Annotated in this window: 21 protein-coding genes and 1 tRNA gene; 9 read left to right on the top strand and 13 right to left on the bottom strand. The window is 59.8% G+C overall.

The annotated features are described in order from the left end of the window. Window positions 1–14 precede the first annotated feature (14 nt). Window positions 15–111: transfer RNA gene (locus BS627_RS24665), tRNA-OTHER, on the bottom strand. Between the two features lie 312 nt (window positions 112–423). Then, window positions 424–1,587 (bottom strand): M20 aminoacylase family protein, encoded by a 1,164-nt coding sequence (locus BS627_RS21945; protein WP_077985243.1) that lies wholly within the window; start codon window positions 1,585–1,587, stop codon window positions 424–426. A gap of 164 nt (window positions 1,588–1,751) precedes the next feature. Here BS627_RS21945 and BS627_RS21940 point away from each other — a divergent pair, with 164 nt between their 5' ends. Both BS627_RS21940 and BS627_RS21935 read left to right on the top strand, forming a co-directional pair. Next, window positions 1,752–2,867, top strand: a complete 1,116-nt coding sequence (locus BS627_RS21940) for a D-alanyl-D-alanine carboxypeptidase family protein (RefSeq protein WP_162520353.1) — start codon at window positions 1,752–1,754, stop codon at window positions 2,865–2,867. A gap of 192 nt (window positions 2,868–3,059) precedes the next feature. Then, window positions 3,060–4,199 (top strand): CobW family GTP-binding protein, encoded by a 1,140-nt coding sequence (locus tag BS627_RS21935; protein ID WP_077985241.1) that lies wholly within the window; start codon window positions 3,060–3,062, stop codon window positions 4,197–4,199. Between the two features lie 239 nt (window positions 4,200–4,438). Here BS627_RS21935 and BS627_RS21930 read toward each other — a convergent pair whose 3' ends face one another. The 5 genes from BS627_RS21930 to BS627_RS21910 all read right to left on the bottom strand — a co-directional run bounded on the left by BS627_RS21930 (window position 4,439) and on the right by BS627_RS21910 (window position 8,326). Then, entirely contained in the window at window positions 4,439–4,675 is a 237-nt protein-coding gene (locus BS627_RS21930) for a sulfurtransferase TusA family protein (protein ID WP_077985240.1), read from the bottom strand. Then, window positions 4,672–5,952, bottom strand: a complete 1,281-nt coding sequence (locus BS627_RS21925) for a L,D-transpeptidase family protein (protein WP_089153280.1) — start codon at window positions 5,950–5,952, stop codon at window positions 4,672–4,674. Before BS627_RS21925 ends, BS627_RS21930 begins: the two co-directional genes overlap by 4 nt. A gap of 191 nt (window positions 5,953–6,143) precedes the next feature. After that, window positions 6,144–7,097, bottom strand: a complete 954-nt coding sequence (locus BS627_RS21920) for an acetyl-CoA carboxylase carboxyltransferase subunit alpha (RefSeq protein WP_077985239.1) — start codon at window positions 7,095–7,097, stop codon at window positions 6,144–6,146. 63 nt (window positions 7,098–7,160) lie between these two features. Continuing rightward, window positions 7,161–8,156, bottom strand: a complete 996-nt coding sequence (xerD, locus tag BS627_RS21915; RefSeq protein ID WP_077985238.1) for a site-specific tyrosine recombinase XerD — start codon at window positions 8,154–8,156, stop codon at window positions 7,161–7,163. Continuing rightward, window positions 8,153–8,326 (bottom strand): histidine kinase, encoded by a 174-nt coding sequence (locus BS627_RS21910; protein WP_077985237.1) that lies wholly within the window; start codon window positions 8,324–8,326, stop codon window positions 8,153–8,155. Before BS627_RS21910 ends, xerD begins: the two co-directional genes overlap by 4 nt. Before the next feature lie 188 nt (window positions 8,327–8,514). Here BS627_RS21910 and BS627_RS21900 point away from each other — a divergent pair, with 188 nt between their 5' ends. Then, complete coding sequence (locus BS627_RS21900; protein ID WP_077985235.1) at window positions 8,515–9,096, top strand: shikimate kinase; 582 nt, start codon at window positions 8,515–8,517, stop codon at window positions 9,094–9,096. Between the two features lie 4 nt (window positions 9,097–9,100). Beyond that, entirely contained in the window at window positions 9,101–10,234 is a 1,134-nt protein-coding gene (gene aroB, locus BS627_RS21895; RefSeq protein WP_077985234.1) for a 3-dehydroquinate synthase, read from the top strand. Window positions 10,235–10,455: 221 nt separating this feature from the next. Here aroB and BS627_RS21885 read toward each other — a convergent pair whose 3' ends face one another. Continuing rightward, window positions 10,456–10,737 (bottom strand): BolA family protein, encoded by a 282-nt coding sequence (locus BS627_RS21885; protein WP_077985233.1) that lies wholly within the window; start codon window positions 10,735–10,737, stop codon window positions 10,456–10,458. 115 nt (window positions 10,738–10,852) lie between these two features. Here BS627_RS21885 and BS627_RS21880 point away from each other — a divergent pair, with 115 nt between their 5' ends. From BS627_RS21880 to BS627_RS21865, 4 genes are all read left to right on the top strand, one after another. Next, window positions 10,853–11,488, top strand: coding sequence for a J domain-containing protein (locus tag BS627_RS21880; RefSeq protein WP_077985232.1), 636 nt, complete (start codon window positions 10,853–10,855; stop codon window positions 11,486–11,488). A 68-nt stretch (window positions 11,489–11,556) separates the two neighbouring features. Next, a complete protein-coding gene (cobS, locus tag BS627_RS21875; RefSeq protein ID WP_003523293.1) occupies window positions 11,557–12,546 on the top strand; it encodes a cobaltochelatase subunit CobS in 990 nt (329 codons plus the stop codon). A 106-nt stretch (window positions 12,547–12,652) separates the two neighbouring features. Continuing rightward, complete coding sequence (gene cobT / locus BS627_RS21870) at window positions 12,653–14,557, top strand: cobaltochelatase subunit CobT (RefSeq protein WP_077985340.1); 1,905 nt, start codon at window positions 12,653–12,655, stop codon at window positions 14,555–14,557. Window positions 14,558–14,594: 37 nt separating this feature from the next. Further along, complete coding sequence (locus BS627_RS21865; RefSeq protein ID WP_165691352.1) at window positions 14,595–15,572, top strand: esterase-like activity of phytase family protein; 978 nt, start codon at window positions 14,595–14,597, stop codon at window positions 15,570–15,572. A 2-nt stretch (window positions 15,573–15,574) separates the two neighbouring features. On the opposite strand, the gene BS627_RS21860 is transcribed toward BS627_RS21865, so the two are convergent. From BS627_RS21860 to rpmB, 3 genes are all read right to left on the bottom strand, one after another. Beyond that, a complete protein-coding gene (locus BS627_RS21860; RefSeq protein ID WP_077985339.1) occupies window positions 15,575–15,910 on the bottom strand; it encodes a pentapeptide repeat-containing protein in 336 nt (111 codons plus the stop codon). A 90-nt stretch (window positions 15,911–16,000) separates the two neighbouring features. Next, the gene (locus BS627_RS21855) at window positions 16,001–16,645 is read right to left on the bottom strand and encodes a queuosine precursor transporter (RefSeq protein ID WP_077985230.1); all 645 of its coding nucleotides are present in this window, start codon (window positions 16,643–16,645) and stop codon (window positions 16,001–16,003) included. Window positions 16,646–16,809: 164 nt separating this feature from the next. Then, entirely contained in the window at window positions 16,810–17,100 is a 291-nt protein-coding gene (rpmB, locus tag BS627_RS21850) for a 50S ribosomal protein L28 (RefSeq protein ID WP_003509888.1), read from the bottom strand. Window positions 17,101–17,352: 252 nt separating this feature from the next. Between rpmB and BS627_RS21840 the strand changes: the two genes are divergently transcribed. After that, window positions 17,353–18,126, top strand: a complete 774-nt coding sequence (locus tag BS627_RS21840) for a DUF3108 domain-containing protein (RefSeq protein WP_077985228.1) — start codon at window positions 17,353–17,355, stop codon at window positions 18,124–18,126. Window positions 18,127–18,235: 109 nt separating this feature from the next. Here the strand turns inward: BS627_RS21840 and BS627_RS21835 are convergent, their stop codons facing one another. Further along, complete coding sequence (locus tag BS627_RS21835; protein ID WP_165691351.1) at window positions 18,236–18,676, bottom strand: cupin domain-containing protein; 441 nt, start codon at window positions 18,674–18,676, stop codon at window positions 18,236–18,238. Further along, window positions 18,676–19,446 (bottom strand): hydroxyacylglutathione hydrolase, encoded by a 771-nt coding sequence (gloB, locus tag BS627_RS21830; protein ID WP_077985227.1) that lies wholly within the window; start codon window positions 19,444–19,446, stop codon window positions 18,676–18,678. The genes BS627_RS21835 and gloB overlap by 1 nt, the downstream gene beginning before the upstream one ends. Window positions 19,447–19,493: the final 47 nt, after the last annotated feature.

The following is a 19,493-nucleotide window of genomic DNA, read 5'->3' as shown; positions in this document are numbered from 1 at the left end:
TTCGCAGGAAAATTTGGTGTCCACGAGAGGATTCGAACCTCCGACCCCAGGATTCATACCGCTTCGGCTTTCGCCGCCGTCCCGCCGTTTGCCGGCAAGACGTTCGTGGTCTGGACTGTCCCTTCACCATGGGCCGTCAGGCCTTTAGGTGCTGCCCATCCAGTCTCTACACCTTCACCGGATTTCTCCGGAGCTTGGCTCGGGATTGGCATGCTGGAAGACCAGCGAAGCTTTCCCCGACTTTGAGCAGATCGATTGCGTCGTTTCCGGGCGCAACCCCCAATTTGTCTTAGGAATCCTGTGCTCTATCCTGCTGAGCTACGTGGACACTGAATTGCTCTTTAACCCGAGGCAGCTATTGGATCAACCGCGTTCTTCATCGCGGTCGATCTCTTCCCCGGCTTTCTTCGCGTTGACCGGCAATCAGCTCGTCAGGCGCTGTTCGGCCAGTTTCACCCAGTAGGAAATGCCATAAGCGATGGCGTCATCATTGAAATCATAACCGGGATTGTGAAGCCCAGCCGAATCGCCGTTGCCGATGAAGATGAAGCAGCCCGGCCTTTCCTTCAGCATGAAGGAGAAATCCTCTCCCGCCATGGAGGGATCGACATCGGGGTCGACATTCGGTTCGCCCGCCACATCGCGGGCCACACGAATGGCGTGGTCGGTCTCGGCGGCGTGGTTGAAGGTGACCGGACAATAACGCTCATAAACGACTTCCGCTTCCGCGCCGTTGGCAAGGGCGACACCTTCAGCCATCTGCTTGATGCGATCCTGCGCCAGATCGCGCACTGTTTCATCCAGGCTGCGCACCGTGCCGGCGATCAGCGCCTCGTTGGGAATGATGTTGTGGCTTGAGCCGGCCTGAAAGCGGGTGACGGAGACGACAACCGAACGGATGGGGTCGGCGTTGCGCGAGGCGATCATCTGCAGGTTACCGACGATCTGCGCGCCGATGGTAATGGGGTCGATGGTGCGGTGCGGCTGCGCCGCATGGCCGCCACGGCCCTTGACGGTGATCGAGAATTTGTCGGGTGCCGCCATGATGCCGCCCTTGCGGATGGCGAAGGCGCCGAGCGGAATGCCCGGCATGTTGTGCATGCCATAGACCTCGTTGATGCCGAAACGCTCCATCAGGCCGTCCTCGACCATGGCAAGCGCGCCGGCGCCGCCTTCTTCCGCCGGCTGGAAGATGACGGCGATGGAGCCGGCGAAGTTACGGGTCTCGGTGAGATATTTGGCCGCGCCGAGCAGCATCGCCGTGTGGCCGTCATGGCCGCAAGCATGCATGGCGCCCGCGGTTTTGGAGGCCCAGGGCTTGCCGGTTTCCTCGAGGATGGGCAACGCGTCCATATCCGCGCGAAAGCCGATGGTGCGATTGCCCGGAAGATTGCCCCTGATGATGCCGACGACACCCGTGCGTCCGAGACCGGTCACGATTTCGTCAACGCCGAAAGATTTCAGCTTCTGCGCAACGAAGGCTGCGGTGTTGTCGACATCATACAAAATCTCGGGATTTTCATGCAGGTGACGCCGCCATTCGCTGACTTCCTGCTGGAGTTCGGCGGCTCTGTTCAAAATTGGCATTCGTTCATTCCTGGGTTCATCGGTACGGCGTGCGGTAAAATCCTATCCTCCGTGCCGGATAGTGCGCCGCATAATTGACGTAATCAATGTACTTTGCCATTGCTAGGACATATATGGTGAATATTGCCATTCCCCGACCGAAGACGGGAATTCGAGGACAAGCCTTGCCACAGATTTTTAAATCGTCAAACGCCGCCCGACGGCTCTCCGCAGCTATTGCCATCGCGACCGCAGGCCTCGTCGCCGCGGCGCCCGTGGCCAATGCCAATCCGAAAATGGTTGTCGATGTTAAAACCGGCAAGGTGATTTCCCATCAGGAAGCCTTCCGCAAATGGTATCCCGCTTCGCTCACCAAGCTGATGACCGCCTATATCGCCTTTTCGCAGATGAAGGCCGGCAAGATCAGCCCGCAGACGGAAGTGGTGATGAGCAAGAAGGCCGCGGACCAGCCGGCCTCGAAAATGTATTTCAAGCCCGGCCAGAAGCTGACGATGGATAGCGCTTTGAAACTGCTGCTCATCAAATCCGCCAATGACATCGCCGTGGCGATTGCAGAGACCATCGGCGGCACCAGCGATAATTTCGTGGCGCAGATGAATGCGCAGGCCCAGCGGCTGGGCATGAGTTCCACCCGTTACATCAATGCCAATGGCCTGCCCGGCAAGGGACAATATACGACAGCCCGGGATCTGGCGCTGCTGGCGCTGATCATCAAGCGCGAGTTTCCGGAATATGCCCATTATTTCTCGCTGGAAGGCGTCAGCACCGGCAAGAAGAACTATGCCAATTTCAACATGCTGGTCGGCCGTTTCGATGGCGCGGACGGTATGAAGACCGGCTTTATCTGTGCCTCCGGCTTCAATCAGGTGTCGTCGGCCGTGCGCAATGGCCGCTCTGTCATCACGGTCGTGTTGGGTGCGGACAGCCTCGCCGGGCGCACCGACCAGTCGGCCGATCTGTTGCAGATGGGTCTGACGGCCCCTTCCGGCCAAGGCGTTTCGCTGGCCGCGCTGGCGCCCTATGGCGATACCGGTGATGTGAACGATATCAGCGCCGAGATCTGCAACCCGAAGGCCGCCAAGGTGCGCAGCGAAAGCCGCGACGAGGCCGGCCGCATGGTCATCCATTCCCCCTATGTTCAGGAAATGACCCGCCCGCCCGAATATTCCTTCGCCGGCCTCATTCCCGGCAGCGAGACGGTGGCGGTGAATGCCACCAAGGGAGCCGGTAAGGGCGAACTCGCGAACGTGCCGATTCCGATCCCGCGCCCGACATTCTGACGATCGGTGACTGCCTTAAGGGAGAGCCTCGCGGTTGCAATGCGGTTTGTGTATTCGCAGGTCGATGATGTTATGATATTACAGTGTCGCTCGCGGCTTGCAGGCGCGGGCGATTTCTTTTAGCTCCAAGCGGCTCCGGGTTTCGTGTCGTCCAGTGACCTGCCGGAGCGGCCATCAACACACAGGCAGGTCATGTCTCGCGATCGCATCCCGGTTTCCATCATCACCGGATTTCTCGGCGCCGGAAAATCGACGCTGCTCAACCGGCTCCTCAAGGATCCGGCGATGAGCGATGCGGCGATCATCATCAATGAATTCGGCGATGTCAGTATCGATCATATGCTGGTCGAAAGCGCTGGTGAGGGCATTATCGAACTGGCGGAAGGCTGCCTGTGCTGCACGGTGCGCGGCGAGCTGGTGGATACGCTGGCGGAACTGATGGACGGCATCCAGACAGGCAAGCTGAAGCCGGTAAAACGGGTGGTGATCGAGACGACGGGCCTTGCCGATCCTGCCCCCGTCATGCAGTCTGTGATGGGCAACCCGGTCATAGCGCAGAATTTCGTTCTGAACGGTGTGATTACGGTGGTGGACGCCGTGAACGGCCTTTCCACGCTCGACAATCACCAGGAGGCGGTGAAACAGGCCGCTGTGGCCGACCGTCTGGTGATGACCAAGCGCGCGATTGCCGATGCCGCGACGATTTCCACGCTGACAGCCCGTCTACAAGCGCTCAATCCGCGTGCGATCATCGAGGATGGCGACAAAACCGATTGGAGCGCTGCGGGGCTTCTGGACAACGGCCTTTACGACGCCGGCAGCAAGAATGCCGATGTCGGTCGCTGGCTGGGCGAGGAGGCGGAGCACGATCACCATGAACATGATCACGAACATGGTCATCACCACCACTATCATGGCGAACACGACCACCATCACCACGACGTGAACCGGCACGATGCGTCTATCCGTTCTTTCTCGATCGTTCACGAAGAACCGGTCAGCCCGATGGCGATCGACATGTTCGTGGATCTGCTGCGCTCGGCGCATGGGGAAAAGCTTCTGCGCATGAAGGCCATTGTCAAGCTGTCGGATAATCCGGGCCGGCCTCTGGTGCTGCATGGGGTGCAGAATATTTTCCACACGCCCGAGCGCCTGGCGGCCTGGCCGGATCCGGTCGATCAGCGTACGCGTATGGTGCTGATTACGAAGGATTTGCCTGAGGCTTTCGTCCAGGACCTGTTCGCGGCCTTCACAAGCACACCGGGTGTCGACCGGCCGGACAGGCAGGCGATGACGGATAATCCGCTGGCGGTCTCCGGGTTGCGGTTTTAGGGCGTGTCGTGATGGTCTAGGTCGGTGGGAGTGGTTCACCCCCCTCTGTCCTATCGGACATCTCCCTCTCAAGGGGGGATCGACAAGCGGCTTGCTCCGAACATCTTTATGGGGACAGCAACCCGAAGTGCAGAGCTGGTGAGAAAACGAGCAGTCGCCGCAACTGATCTCCCACCTTGAGGGGGTGATGCCGGGCAGGGCAGAGGGGGTAAGCCCGGAGCGTCAGCATTGAACGCCGGTTACCCGCCCTTCACAATCCGAAACCGGTGTCCCTTATCCAGCGCAGTGGTTTCCACCAGGCTATGCCCATCCTCATTGCACATATGCGCAATATCGATCACCGCCAGCGGATCGGTCGTCTCGACGGTCAGAACATCTCCCGCCTTCAGGGTTGCGAGTTTCTTGCGGCTTCTCAAAACCGGAAGGGGGCATTTAAGCCCCCTCAAATCATAGACGATCTCGGCCGTGTCGCTCATTCCTTGGCCCAGAACTTCCAGAACGGCTTCTTTTCCGGCGCTTCCGGAGCAGCAGGTGCTGCGGAATAGGCAAGCGGGTTCATGGCCGGAACCGGGACGCTTGGCCCGGCTGCTGCGGGGGTAGCCGAGGCAACCATCGTCGGTGCTGCGGGGGCCGGGTTCGATTGCGGTGCTGCGGGCTGTACTGCCGAAGGACGCGGGCCGCGCAGGGAAGAGGCCGTTGCGGTCGTCGCCGGTGAGGACGACGTCACCTGCTGCGCCTTTTTCTCCATCAACGCGGCATATTCGGTTTCTTTCATCAGCTTGCCGGCCTTCAGCGCCGAGCCGGTCGGGGCATAGGCGGGCTCGCGGCCTTTGCGCTTTTCGGCCACCAGCGCCTTGCGCTCGGCTTCGCTCGGGTCGTACCAGGCCATGCCGTCATATTTCTTCATCGCCTTTTCATAGGCGAGATCGTAGGTCTTCTCGTAGCTGGAGAGTGCGCTGACGAGCGCCGGCGGTGTGCTCATGGCCGGGCATTGGGCAGACGCATTGAAGCTGCCGCCTTCCGTCTGCTGGTTGAAGACATATTTCTTTTCGCAGACATTCACTTCCGGCGGGCGCTTGGTCACTTCGAAATTGTCGTAACCGACCTTCAGCATCTTCCAGAATTCGAGATGTTCGCTCTTGCGATGACGGGCCATGTTTTCCGCCGTCATGCGGAAGGGGAAGGCCTGCAGCTGCACTGTCTTCTGGCCGCCCTTGAAGGCGTCGCGCGCAAAACCGTAGATTTCAAGAATCTGCGCATCCGTCATCGAATAACAGCCGGAGGAGGAGCAGGCACCGTGGATCATCAGATTGGTGCCGTTGCGGCCATTGGCGGCATCATAGCGGTTCGGAAAGCCGGTATTGATGGCGAGGTAATATTTCGAGTTCGGATTGAGATGCGCAGGCGTCAGGTTATAGAAACCTTCAGGCGCCTGCCGGTCACCCTCTTTCACCTTGGGGCCGAGCTTTCCGGACCAGGCGCATATCTGGTATTCGGCGATTTTGTCGAAGCGGTTGTCGCGCTTGGCCTTCCAAATTTCCAGCGCGCCTTCTTCCTTGAAGATGCGGATCATGATCGGCGAGGTGCGATCCATGCCCTTTTTGTCGATCTCGGCCAGGATGGACGGAGACAGCGGGTAATCGACCTTGTTCTTGATGTGGGACACATCGCGTTCGACGGTTTCGAGCGTGTCGTTGCAACCGGCAAGAATGAGCGCAGTGCAGGCAAGAAGTGCAAAATGTGTCAAACGCATGATCTGATCCGAAAGACGATGGCACGAAACGGCGGCAGTTCTACACCGTCCCGTGTGTATTTTAAATACGGTATTAACCGTTTACATCTTCTTAACTCAAATCGGATTCGCCCCGCGGCCGCCGATACATCTTTTGATGTGACCGGACTATGGCCGAGTTGGGGCGATATCAAAGGAAAATAAGGCCGGACTTAGAGGTTCCGCCCGATATCCAGGAATTTCTGGCGGCGTTCGGCGCGCAGCTGCGTGCCTGAGCGCTGGGAAAGATCGGCCAGAGCCGTGGCGATAACGTCACCCGTCGCGTTGATGACGGTTTCGGGAGCGCGATGCGCGCCGCCGATCGGCTCGGGAATGATTCCGTCGATAACGCCGAGCGCCTTCAGATCCTCCGAGGTGATCTTCATGTTGGTCGCAGCTTCCTTGGCGCGGGTCGAATCGCGCCAGAGAATGGAGGCGGCGCCTTCCGGCGAGATCACCGAATAAATCGCATGTTCGAGCATATAGACGCGGTTGCCGGTGGCGATGGCGATTGCGCCGCCCGAGCCACCTTCGCCGATGACGACGGAGACGATCGGCACCTTCACGTTGAGGCACATTTCCGTCGAGCGGGCGATGGCTTCGGCCTGGCCGCGCTCTTCCGCGCCGACGCCGGGATAGGCGCCTGCCGTATCGATGAGGGTGATCACCGGCAGCGAGAAACGGTCGGCCAGTTCGAGCACCCGGATCGCCTTGCGGTAACCTTCCGGGCGCGGGCTGCCGAAATTATGCTTCAGGCGGCTTTTGGTGTCGTTGCCCTTTTCCTGGCCGATGATGGCGACGGGCTGACCGTTAAAACGGGCAAGGCCGGCCTGAATGGCGGCGTCTTCGGAAAATTTGCGGTCGCCGGCGAGCGGCGTGAAATCGGTGAACAGCGTCTTGGCATAATCGACGAAATGCGGACGCTGCGGGTGACGCGCGACCTGCGTTTTTTGCCAGGCGTTCAGCTTGGAATAGATGTCCTGCATCGCGTCGTTGACGCGCGATTCCAGGCGGTTGATCTCCTCCGAGGTGTCTATGCTCTCGTCTTCATCGGCAAGCTTCTTCAGCTCGATAATCTTGCCCTCAAGGTCCGAGATAGGTTTTTCGAAGTCGAGATAATTGTGCATGAGATCCGTTTCCGATCGTTTTGCGCAAGGTTTGAGCCGGATTATCCGGCGGTTCCGGTCGCTCTAATCAAGGTTTTTGCCCTGTTTGGCAAGGGGGTGATGCGTTTGTACCAGCTCTTGCAAGCGTTCTTCCAGCACATGTGTATAGATTTGTGTCGTGGAAATGTCGGAATGGCCGAGCAGTTCCTGTACCGCGCGCAAATCCGCACCGTTCTGCAGCAGGTGGCTGGCAAAGGCGTGACGCAGGACGTGCGGCGATATGGCGGACGGGGTTAAGCCCGCACGGACGGCGATGTCCTTCAGGTCGCGGGCGAAGACCTGGCGGGGCAAGTGGCCTTCCTTGCTGCTGGAAGGAAATAGCCACGGGCTTTCCGGTGTCTCCGGTTTTTTCTGCGAAGCGGCCACCTTGCTTTTCTCGGATGCGAGCGCCTTTCTGGCAGCCTCGTATTTTTCCATCGCCTCGATGGCGGCGCGGGAAAGAAGGACCATGCGGTCCTTGTTGCCCTTGCCGCGTATCATCAGGAAGCGGCCCTCCTGACGCAGCACCTTGACCGGCAGCGAGACGAGTTCGCTGACACGCATGCCGGTGGCGTAAAGCAGTTCGAGCAGAAGATGCATGCGGATGCGGGCAAGCTGGCCCGGGCCTTCGGTTGCCGCTTCCTGCGCCGCGAGACCAAGAAGCCGGTTCACATCGGCGACGCTCATCGTTTTCGGTAAAGCGAGACCTTTCCTCGGCGCGTCGATGATGCCGGTCGGGTCGTCGCCGCGCAGCCCTTCCGAATAGAGAAAGCGATAAAACTGCCGCATGGATGAGAGGCGCCGCGCCTGCGAGGTGGCGGCAAAACCCTGCGCGGAAAGATGGCTCAGATAGGCGGAAAGGTCAGGCGTCTGCGCCTGTGTCAGGGACTGGCCGCGCTGACCGAGAAATTCGCGCAGATCGGAAAGATCGCGCTCATAGGAAGAGAGCGTGTTGGCGGCAGCCCCGCGTTCGGCGCTCATCATTTCCAGAAAACTTTCCAGCCGCGCACCGTCGCGCCCTGCCATCGGTTGTCCGCTCATGGGGCGCGCCCTGCCGGTTCGGTCGACGGCGGGTTCAGCCGCTCGGAAGGGATGCGTACCGTCACTTCGCGGTCGCGCGGTTTGACGACCATGACGAGCAGAACCATGCCGCCATAGATCAGCCCCGCGATGGTCGCCAGTATCATCGTGAAGCGGAAGAGGGTGGGCATGGCGGCTCCGTGAAAGTGGCGGTCGAAATTTATATGCGGTGCGGTGAAAGCGGCGACAAGATCAAAATGCCCGCTCTGCCCCATGCCGCATGCGGCGATGATTGTGATTCACCGCAATTCAGTCAGCAATTTGGCTTGACGCTTCGTAAACATTTGCAGATATCCATGCCAAACGGGCTTTCAAATCTATGAATGAAACGAATTTATCCGTCCCGGCCACACTCGGGGAGCAAGCGCGGGCAAAGCTCGGACGGCGCAACATCGTCTTCGTCGGGCTGATGGGGGCTGGAAAGTCGGCGGTGGGCCGCATGGTCGCCCAGCAGCTCAGGGTTCCTTTCATTGATACGGATGCCGAGATCGAGCGCGTGTCGCGCATGACGATATCGGAACTTTTTGCTACCTATGGCGAGGAAGAATTCCGGGCGCTGGAAACGCGGGTCATCAAGCGGCTGCTGCGCGGCGGCCCCAAGGTCATTTCCACCGGTGGCGGTGCTTTCATCAACGACAATACCCGTCGGCACATCGCGCGCGGCGGCATTTCATTGTGGCTGAAGGCCGATCTCGAGGTGTTGTGGGAGAGGGTCAACAAGCGCGATCATCGCCCGCTTCTCAAGACCGAAAACCCCAAGGCCACGCTGGCGGCCCTGATGGAGAAACGCTATCCGATCTATGCAGAAGCGAATCTGACCATCGAATCCCGTGATGTCCGCAAGGAAATCATCGTGACCGAAGTGCTGGCCGCCATAGCCGGCATCGAACAGAAAGACTGATCCCATGACGCCTTCCGAAATTCACGCCGATGAACGTCTCGTCCATGTGCCGCTTGGCGAGCGCGCCTATGACATTCTGATCGGGCCGGGCGTCATCGGCCGGGCGGGCGGCGAGATTTCGGCGCGGCTGAAGGGCAAACGCGCGGCGATCATTACCGACGAACATGTTGCGCCGCTTTATCTCGAAGGCCTGATGGATGGGCTGCAGACAGATGGCATTGAGGCCGTCTCGCTGACGTTGCCGGCTGGCGAAAAGACCAAGAGCTTCGAGCATCTGGTCACCGTCTGCGATGCGGTTCTCTCCGCAAGGGTGGAGCGTAACGATGCGGTGATCGCGCTCGGCGGCGGCGTGATCGGCGATCTCGCCGGTTTTGCCGCCGGCATCGTGCGCCGTGGTGTGCGCTTCGTGCAGATACCGACCTCGCTTCTGTCGCAGGTGGATTCCTCCGTCGGCGGCAAGACCGGTATCAACACCCGCCACGGCAAGAATCTGATCGGTGTTTTCCACCAGCCCGATCTGGTGCTGGCGGATACGGCGGTGCTGGATACGCTAAGCCCGCGGGAATTCCGCGCTGGTTATGCCGAAGTGGTCAAATACGGTTTGATCGACAAACCGGATTTCTTCTTCTGGCTGGAAAAAAACTGGGACGACATCCGCACCGGCGGCCCGGCCCGCATTCAGGCGATTGCGACCAGCTGCCAGGCCAAGGCAGACGTGGTGGTGGCCGATGAAAAAGAAAACGGCGTGCGCGCCCTTCTGAACCTCGGTCACACTTTCGGTCACGCACTGGAAGCGGCAACCAATTACGACAGCAAGCGGCTGGTGCACGGCGAAGGCGTCGCCATCGGCATGGTGCTGGCCCACCAGTTCTCCGCCCGCCTCAATCTGGCAAGCCCCGACGATGCCGCCCGCGTCGAGGCACATCTGAAGGCCGTCGGTCTGCCGACCACGATGAAGGATATTCCCGGCGAATTGCCGCCGGTCGAGACGCTGATGGCGGCAATCGCGCAGGACAAGAAGGTCAAGGGCGGCAAGCTCACCTTCATCCTTACCCACGGCATCGGCCAGTCCTTCGTGGCTGACGATGTGGCGGCGTCCGAGGTGCAGTCTTTCCTGTCGGAGAAGCATCCGGGGTGAACTGGCGCCGGGCAGTACGGTGAGGGCGCCCCCTCATCGCCTCGCTCCGCTCCGGCACTTCTCCCCGGCGGGGAGAAGAACAAGCCGCTTTGGCAATGCTATACGGGGGAACGGCGCTGGCGCTTTGAGCAAGGCGTTGCCGCCCGGTTTCTTCTCCCCGCCGGGGAGAAGGTGGCCCGAAGGGCAGGATGAGGGGGCTTGCTCTCGGCTCAAATGACCACCTAGAACCGCACCGCTTCCCCCGGTGCCGCCGCCTCTATCGCCAGCGCATGCAGCCCGGCGTCGAGTTCCGGCTTCAAAACAGCGTTGATCGCCCGGTGGCGTTCGACGCGAGACTTGCCGGAAAAGCTTTCCGACACTATCTGAACACGCATATGTGTCTCGCCCGTACCGGTTATATCCGGCTGGTGGCCGGCATGCATCTGGCTTTCATCGACAACCCTCAGGCGTTCCGGCGAAAAGCTCTGCCGAAGCTTCGTTTCTATGCGTTCTCGCAGGGACATGCAGAGGGCTCCAATTCTGTTTGCAGGTCTTTGAAGGGGGCTCCCTAAAAGCCTGTAACATTCCACTTTGTCAATTCTTGTTGTGCGGCTTTTCGCACCCCATAATCAGGGCATCATGAAACTGGATTCGAAATATTTCGACCGCATCCGCACGCGCCGGAAAAGGGAGCGGGAACCTGAGGTTCAGGCCCCAACCTGCCAGTGGGACGGATGCGACAAGCCGGGCGTTCACCGGGCACCCGTCGGCCGCAATGCCGAGGGGCAATTCTTCCTGTTCTGTTTTGAGCATGTGAAGGAATACAACAAGGGCTATAATTACTTTTCCGGCCTCTCCGACAGCGAAATCGCCCGTTACCAGAAGGAAGCGATCACCGGCCATCGCCCCACCTGGACGGTGGGCGTGAACAAGACTGCGCGCGACAGCCCGCTGCATTCCACTTTGCGCTCCGGCTCAGCCAGCGGCAACGCGCGTATTCGCGATCCTTTCGGCTTTACCGGCGGTTTTGCCGGCGGAGGAAGGGCCGGCGGCACGCGCATGCAACAGGACCGCAAGCTGAAGACGCTGGAGGCAAAAGCCTTCGATACGCTCGGTCTTCCGTCCAGCGCAAAGCAGGAAGACATAAAAAGGCGTTATAAGGAGCTTGTCAAAAAGCACCATCCTGATGCTAATGGTGGCGATCGTGGTTCGGAAGAACGTTTTCGGGCTGTTGTTCAAGCATATCAATTGTTAAAGCAGTCAGGTTTCTGCTAAGCCAACTTACGTGTTTACCGCCTGATTGATGATGTGGCCGGGTGGCTGCCGCCCGCCTTGGAGACGTGATGAGCAAAATCGACCTTGATATTTCCAACCTGCCCGACACGACGGTGTCTGTGCGGGAGGTTTTCGGCATTGATACGGATCTGCGGGTTCCCGCCTATTCCCAGGGCGACGCCTATGTGCCGGACCTCGATCCCGACTATCTTTTCGACCGCGATACGACACTCGCGATCCTTGCCGGTTTTGCTCACAACCGACGTGTCATGGTCTCCGGTTTCCACGGCACGGGTAAATCCACCCATATCGAGCAGGTCGCCGCCCGCCTGAACTGGCCCTGCGTGCGCGTCAATCTTGACAGCCATGTCAGCCGTATCGACCTCGTCGGCAAAGACGCAATCGTCCTCAAAGACGGCAAGCAGGTCACTGAATTCAAGGACGGCATTCTGCCCTGGGCCTACCAGCACAATGTCGCGCTCGTTTTCGACGAATACGATGCCGGTCGTCCTGACGTGATGTTCGTCATCCAGCGTGTGCTGGAATCTTCCGGCCGCCTGACGCTGCTCGACCAGAGTCGCGTCATCCGTCCTCACCCGGCGTTCCGCATTTTTGCGACCGCCAACACCGTCGGCCTTGGCGATACGACCGGGCTCTACCACGGCACGCAGCAGATCAACCAGGCGCAGATGGACCGCTGGTCCATCGTCACCACGCTGAACTACCTGCCGCACGAGCAGGAAGTGAACATCATCGCCGCCAAGGTGAAGAGCTTCGACAATCCGAAGGGCCGTGAAACCGTCTCCAAGATGGTGCGCGTGGCCGATCTTACCCGTTCGGCTTTCATCAATGGCGACCTTTCCACGGTCATGAGCCCGCGTACCGTCATCACCTGGGCGGAAAATGCGGAAATCTTCGGCGATCTTGCTTTTGCTTTCCGCGTAACCTTCCTCAACAAGTGCGACGAGCTGGAGCGCACGCTGGTTGCCGAACAGTATCAGCGGGCCTTTGGCGTCGAGCTGAAGGAAAGCGCTGCGAACATCGTTCTCAGCGCCTGATCGTCCCCGGCTTGTCCGGAGACGATTTCGATGACTTGAAGACGCTGGCAGACTGCGCGCATATCGATGGGCGGTCTCCACGCGTCGGCAAATGACAGGAAAGACAATGGCAGGGCGCGGCGACAATTCCAGAGCAAAACCGGGTACGGCGGTCGATACGGAGCCGTTGCGTCAGGCGATTGCCGGATGCGTGCGATCCGTCGCTGGCGATGCCGAAGTCGAAGTCGTCTTCGCCAATGAACGGCCGGGCCTTGCCGGCGAGCGCATGCGCCTGCCGGAAATCTCCAAGAAACCGACAGCGCAGGAAATCGCCATCACCCGCGGACTCGGCGATTCCATGGCGTTGCGCCTTGCCTGCCATGATGCCGATACCCACGCAGTCATGTCGCCGCAGGGTGCCGAAGCGCGGCTGATCTTCGATGCTGTCGAACAGGCGCGCGTGGAATCGATCGGCGCGCTGCGCATGCCCGGCATGGCCTCCAACATCCAGGCCATGAACACCGAAAAATACGCCAAAGCCAACTTTGCCGGCATCAACAACAAGGACGATGCGCCGCTTGCCGAAGCTGTGGCGCTTCTGGTGCGCGAGAAGCTGACGGGTGAGAAGCCGCCGGAAAGCGCCGGCAAGGTTGTCGATCTGTGGCGCGATTTCATCGAGGACAAGGCCGCCGGCGACCTCAAGGATCTCTCCAGCGTCATCACCGACCAGAAGGCGTTTTCGCGTCTGGTGCGCAAGATGCTGACCTCAATGCAGATGGCGGAGGATTTCGGCGACGAGGATAACGAGCCCGAGAGCCAGGAAGCGGAATCCAACGAGGACCAGCCGCGCACCAACGAGACCGAAGAGGAACAGGTCGAGGAAGAGGCCGGCTCCGACGCGACGCCCGCCGATGAAAACGAGGCCTCGCAGGAGGAAATGGAAGAAGGCGAGATGGACGGCGCTGAGATGTCGGACGAGGAAATGTCCGACGATCTCGACGAGGATTCCGAAACGCCCGGCGAGACCCGCCGCCCCAACAGCCCCTTCGACGACTTTAATGAAAAGGTCGATTACCGCATCTTCACCCAGGAATTCGACGAGGAAATTCACGCCGAGGAACTGTGCGACGAGGCGGAACTCGACCGTCTGCGCGCCTTCCTCGACAAGCAACTCGCTCATCTTCAGGGCGCCGTCGGACGGCTGGCAAACCGGTTGCAGCGCCGCCTGATGGCGCAGCAGAACCGTTCCTGGGACTTCGATCTGGAAGAGGGCTACCTCGATCCGGCCCGCCTCGTCAGGCTCATCATCGATCCGATGCAGCCGCTTTCCTTCAAGAAAGAACGCGACACCAAGTTCCGCGATACCGTCGTCTCGCTCGTCATCGACAATTCCGGTTCGATGCGCGGCCGTCCGATCACCGTTGCAGCCACCTGCGCCGATATTCTGGCGCGCACGCTGGAGCGGTCCGGCGTGAAGGTGGAGATTCTCGGCTTCACCACCAAGGCGTGGAAGGGCGGGCAGTCGCGCGAACAGTGGCTCGCCAATGGCAAGCCCGCTTCGCCGGGCCGTCTCAACGATCTGCGCCATATCATCTACAAATCGGCGGATGCGCCTTGGCGGCGCGCGCGGCGCAATCTCGGCCTGATGATGCGCGAGGGACTGCTCAAAGAAAACATCGACGGTGAAGCGCTGATGTGGGCGCATAACCGCCTGATCGGCCGCCCCGAGCAGCGCAAGATCATGATGATGATCTCGGACGGAGCGCCGGTGGACGATTCGACCCTGTCGGTCAATCCCGGCAACTATCTGGAACGGCACCTGCGCGCGGTCATCGAGCAGATCGAGACACGGTCGCCGGTGGAACTGCTGGCAATCGGTATCGGCCACGATGTGACGCGCTATTATCGCCGCGCCGTGACCATCGTGGATGCGGACGAACTGGCCGGCGCGATGACCGAGCAGCTTGCGGCGCTCTTTGAGGATACGAGCGGCGCTTCCGGTTCGTCCCGCAGGGTTCGCCGTGCGGGATAAGCGGGGTAAGGCTTCTTCCCTCTGCAAGACGCTTGCGATGGCCGCCATTCTCGCGGCCGCCTGGCTGTTCCCGGTTTCCATCGGCGCTTCCACCATCGATGTGCCGGTGAGCGCGCGTCTCCTCTCCTCTTTCGAGGTCGGCACCAGCGAAAAACGTTTCGGCAAGCTGGAATTTGTCGGCGGCATGGTGATGAGCGGGCCGGAAAAGCTGTTCGGGGCGATATCGTCCATCCGTTTCCGCCCCAATGGGGAGGACTTTGTTGCGGTGCTGGATACCGGCCATTGGCTGACGGGCAGGGTCTTGCGTGACGCTCGCGGTGCTTTGTCCGGAATTGCCGATGCGCGCATCACCCCCATGCTGGACATGGGCGGGCGCGAACCGCCGCGCAAGATGGAAATGGATGCGGAAGGGCTGGCGCTGCGCGATGGCAAGGTGTTCGTCAGTTACGAACAGCGCCACAGGATCGATATCTATCCAGATCCGGGCTTCACCACCTCAAAGCCGCTCGAACGTCTGCCATATCTCATCCCCAGCAACGAGTTGCGCCATAATGGCGGCCTGGAGGCTCTCGCGGTATCGCCGGGCGATTCGTCGCTCGCCGGCGCTCTGGTCGTCGTGGCTGAAAAAAGTATCGATACGGACGGCAATCTTCTCGCCGCCATATTGGAAGGCCCGCTGAAGGGCACATTCGCCGTCACGCATCATCCGTCATTCGACGTGACGGACGGTGCGTTCTTGCCCAATGGCGACCTGCTGCTTCTCGAGCGCCGCTTCAATTTCGCTGAAGGCGTGGGCATGCGCATCCGTCGCATCCGTGGTGCTGATATCCGGCCGGGTGCTGTGGTGGATGGCGAAATCCTCATGGAAGCCGGCATGGCCTACCAGATCGACAATATGGAAGGCATGGATGTGGTGAAGGGGCCGGACGGCTCGACGCGCCTCATCATCGTTTCCGATGACAATCACTCGTTCCTCCAGCGCAACTTGATGCTGGAATTCAAGCTGGTGGAGTAAAATCAGGCCTGCTGCTGTGCCGCCTTGTAGGCTGCCATCAGGTCCTCGACGGGAATGCCGTCGATCTTCATGCCGGTCATTCGGCATGACGTTATCTGCGCACCCGACAGGTTTGAGTTGCTCAGTTTCAGACCGGAAAAATTGACGTCATCGATCGACCAGCCGGACATGTTGTTATCCGTGAACGACGCACCTGACAAATTGATATTGTTGAAGCTCGCCCCGGAAAGATTGACATTGTCGAAGACCGTGCCGGATAGATTGACGTCGTTGAAGGTTGACCCTGAAAGCGTGGCGCTGGCAGCCTCCACGATGTCTATAACGTCCTTGATCTGCATGTCGACCTGCCTCTGCGCTGTGCCACGGACGACAGACTGCAATGCTGACGGCTGGCTTGCAAGCGCGATTTGATCCGCGCTTGCCCGGCCTCAAACGCGGCCCGTTTTGACGGTGTCCGGCATCGGCTTCAGCGTGTTCATCAGCGCGCCGTAGGGCAGGAGCATGACGAGGCCGACGAGAACCTTGACCGACAGATCGCCCAGCGCCCAAGAAATCCACCGAGGGGCCTCCAGAGCGAAAACGCCGAGCAGCGGCGCGCTTTCGGTGGCGAAGGCGTCGTTGGGGCCGACAAAGGAGAAGCTCGCGGCAAAGGCGATGGAGAAGAACAGGGCCGTGTCCAGCACCGATCCCAGCATCGAGCCCGCGAGTGGCGCATGCCACCAGCGCTGGCGGCGCAGGCGGTTGAACACGGAAATATCCAGCAACTGGCCGATCAGATAGGCGGTGCCGGACGCAACAGCGATGCGCGGAATGGATGTCCAGAAGGACAGCGTGACACCAACGACGAAGCCGGCAAGCACGACGCGACGCGCTATGGACGGGCCGAACTGGCGGTTGGTGAGGTCCGTGACGAGGAAGGCGATCGGATAGGTGAAGGCACCCCAGGTCAAAAGGTCGCCGAGATTGACGCCGAACAACGAGCCGGAAAGCGGGTATTGCACCAGAATATTGGACGCGACGACCACCAAAGTCATCAGCAGAACATAGATAAGCGTAAAACGCAGATAGGGCATTTTTTTATCCTGGGTGATGCCACCAGTTGGAGCCAAGCATCGGAAGAGAACGTCTCAAACGGTTTTCGCAAAACCCGATGCAACGAAAATCTGGAACAAACAAAAGGCTTGAGCGGCAAAAGCCATCCAAGCCTTCTGAATATCAAATGATGTCGAAGCCGCTATTAAGCAGCTTCAGCCGTCTTCTTGGCGATCTGGCGGCGCAGTAGACGAGCGCGCATGCTCAGTTCGTTTTCGCCGGACTTCAGAAGGAAGGCATCGAGGCCACCACGGTGTTCAACGGAGCGCAGAGCGGCTGCGGAAACACGCAGGCGGAAACGCTGGCCGAGAGCATCGGAGATCAACGTGACCTGGCAGAGATTCGGAAGGAACCGGCGCTTGGTCTTGTTGTTGGCGTGGCTGACGTTGTTGCCCGTCTGGACGCCCTTGCCGGTCAATTCGCATACACGGGACATGGGTACACCTATTTCGTTTCGTCTGTTTCACCACTGGCTCGCCACCGGCAAAACCGGGGTGGCAATCCAACTGGCCATGATTGGAAAGTTGCGGTTCTATAGTCAGACGGGACCTAACAGTCAAGCCGCTCGCGATCAAATGAAAGGAAATTCCGGCGTTTTCAACCGGCATCCGCTTTTTTATTGCCACAAGTCAGCGTATATGATCGCCCGATAAGGCCGCTTCCGCGCCTCTTTTAAGGTGATATCGAAATGATTGCCAGAGGAAAAAGCATTTTCGTGGCCGCGACAATAGCGTTAACGGGCGTCTCCCCCTCGCTCGCCGCCGAAGCGCGCCACACAAGCGAATACAGCATCAATCTGGGCATTTTGCCGATTGCCAGGGCGAGTTTCTCGACTCGCATGGATGGGCCGAATTATTCGATCTCCGGTTCCTTCAGCGCCGCCGGCCTCGCCAGTATCCTCAAGGATATTTCCGGCAAGACGACCGTTTCCGGCGCCAAGCGCGGCCACCGGCTGCAGGCCAACGAATATTCGCTGGTCTACAAGGACGGCAAGCGCGTACGCACCTATGACGTTGTCTATCGCAACGGCAACGTCACATCGACGACGGTGAAACCCGAGCCGAAAGCCCGGCCGGACAACTGGGTGGATGTGAAGGACCGCGACCTGCGCTCGGTTCTCGATCCGATTTCCGGCCTCATCATTCCAGCCGGCGGCCGCATCTGCCCGACTCGCCTGCCGATCTATGACGGCGAATCGCGGCTCGATCTGGTTTTGAGCTCCAGCGGCACCAGGCCGTTCAAGACCAACGGTTTTAACGGCGACGCCATCGTTTGCAAGGCGCGGTATGTGCCGAAGTCGGGTTACAGGCAGGGGCGCAAGGATATCGAATATCTGAAATCCATCTCCATGGAGATCTGGTTCGCCAAGTCGAACAACATGGATGTCTATGCGCCTGTCTACGCCATCATTCCGACCCGGGTGGGGCAGGTCTATATCACCGCTACGAAATACGGCGGCTGACCAAGATTGATGGCACGGCAATTGAAAGTAGGCGTCGCCGCGTATTTCCTCTCCCCGGCGGGGAGAAGAAACAAGCGGAGCACGACCGGGCCTCTAATTGCTCTCAGGGTTATGCCGCATCACCTGGCGACCAGCCCGGCTCGGCCATAACGAAGCTCGAAAAGGCAAAGCCCGGCGAGACGGTGCAGCCGACGAGCGTGAAGTCACCGCGGCTTTCGGCCGATTGCCAGCAATTGGCGGGAACGATGACCTGCGGGCGCTCGCCTTCAAGAATGGCGGGGCCGAGCGTGAAGGTCCGCACTTCCTGACCGTCCTGCGAAAGATGCAGCGCAATCGGCGCGCCGGCATAATAGTGCCAGACCTCAACCGCATCGGTGACCCGGTGCCAGTGCGAGCGGTCGCCCTTTTCCAGGAGATAATAGATTGCCGTCGAATGACCGCGCTCACCGCCTGCCTTGTCGCGGAACGTCTGGTGGTAAAAACCGCCCTCGGGATGCGGCTCCAGCCCCAGTTCGCGAATGATCGCCTGCGCCGATATCTCCGTTCCCATCAGAAATTGTCCTTGCGTGTGCGGATTTCCGCGAAAACATCGGCATCGGTGGCGCTTTCAAGGCCGAGATATTTGCGAATGCCGGCATCAGCCACCCGCATATAGGGGTTGGTCTGTTTTTCGAGCCCGATGGTGGTGGGAATGGTGAATTCATTCGCCTGCCGCACCTTTTCGATGTGGGCCGCGCGCTCGCTCAGTACAGCATTTTCCGGGTCGACGGTGAGGGCGAAACGGGCGTTCGTCAGTGTATATTCATGGCCGAAATAAACCTTGGTCTCATCCGGCAGTGCCATGAGCTTCTGGAAGGAATGCCACATATCCGCCGCCGGACGTTCGAACAGGCGGCCGCAACCCATGGCAAACAGCGTATCGGCGGCAAACAGCAGCCCGTCATCGGGCAGATAATAACAGATATGGCCTGCCGTATGTCCGGGCGTGGCGATAACCTGAACGCGGCGGCCGGCGAATTCGAATTCGTCGCCATCGGCCTGTGAACGGTCGAGGCCCGGAATCGCAACCGCTTCGTCATAGGGGCCGTGAATTTCGCAGCGGAACCTGTCTTTCAGAGCCAGATTGGCTTCCACATGGTCCTGATGGTGATGAGTGGTCAAGATATGGGTAAGTTTCCAACCGTGGCCGTCGAGCGCCCGCAGGATAGGCCCTTCTTCCGGGGCGTCTATGGTGGCCGTCGCGCCGCTTTCAGGATCGTGCAGGAGCACCCCGAAATTGTCGCTGCGGCAAAGAAAGACGTCTATTTCCAAAGGTTTCATCTTATCCTCTCCATTTGCCGGCCAAAACCGGCGCATTCGCCCGCCTG

The sequence above is a fragment of the Agrobacterium salinitolerans genome, from assembly GCF_002008225.1.
Classification (GTDB): domain Bacteria; phylum Pseudomonadota; class Alphaproteobacteria; order Rhizobiales; family Rhizobiaceae; genus Agrobacterium; species Agrobacterium salinitolerans.
Note: the sequence above shows the minus strand (reverse complement) of the source record. Positions and strands in the feature narration are given on the sequence as shown.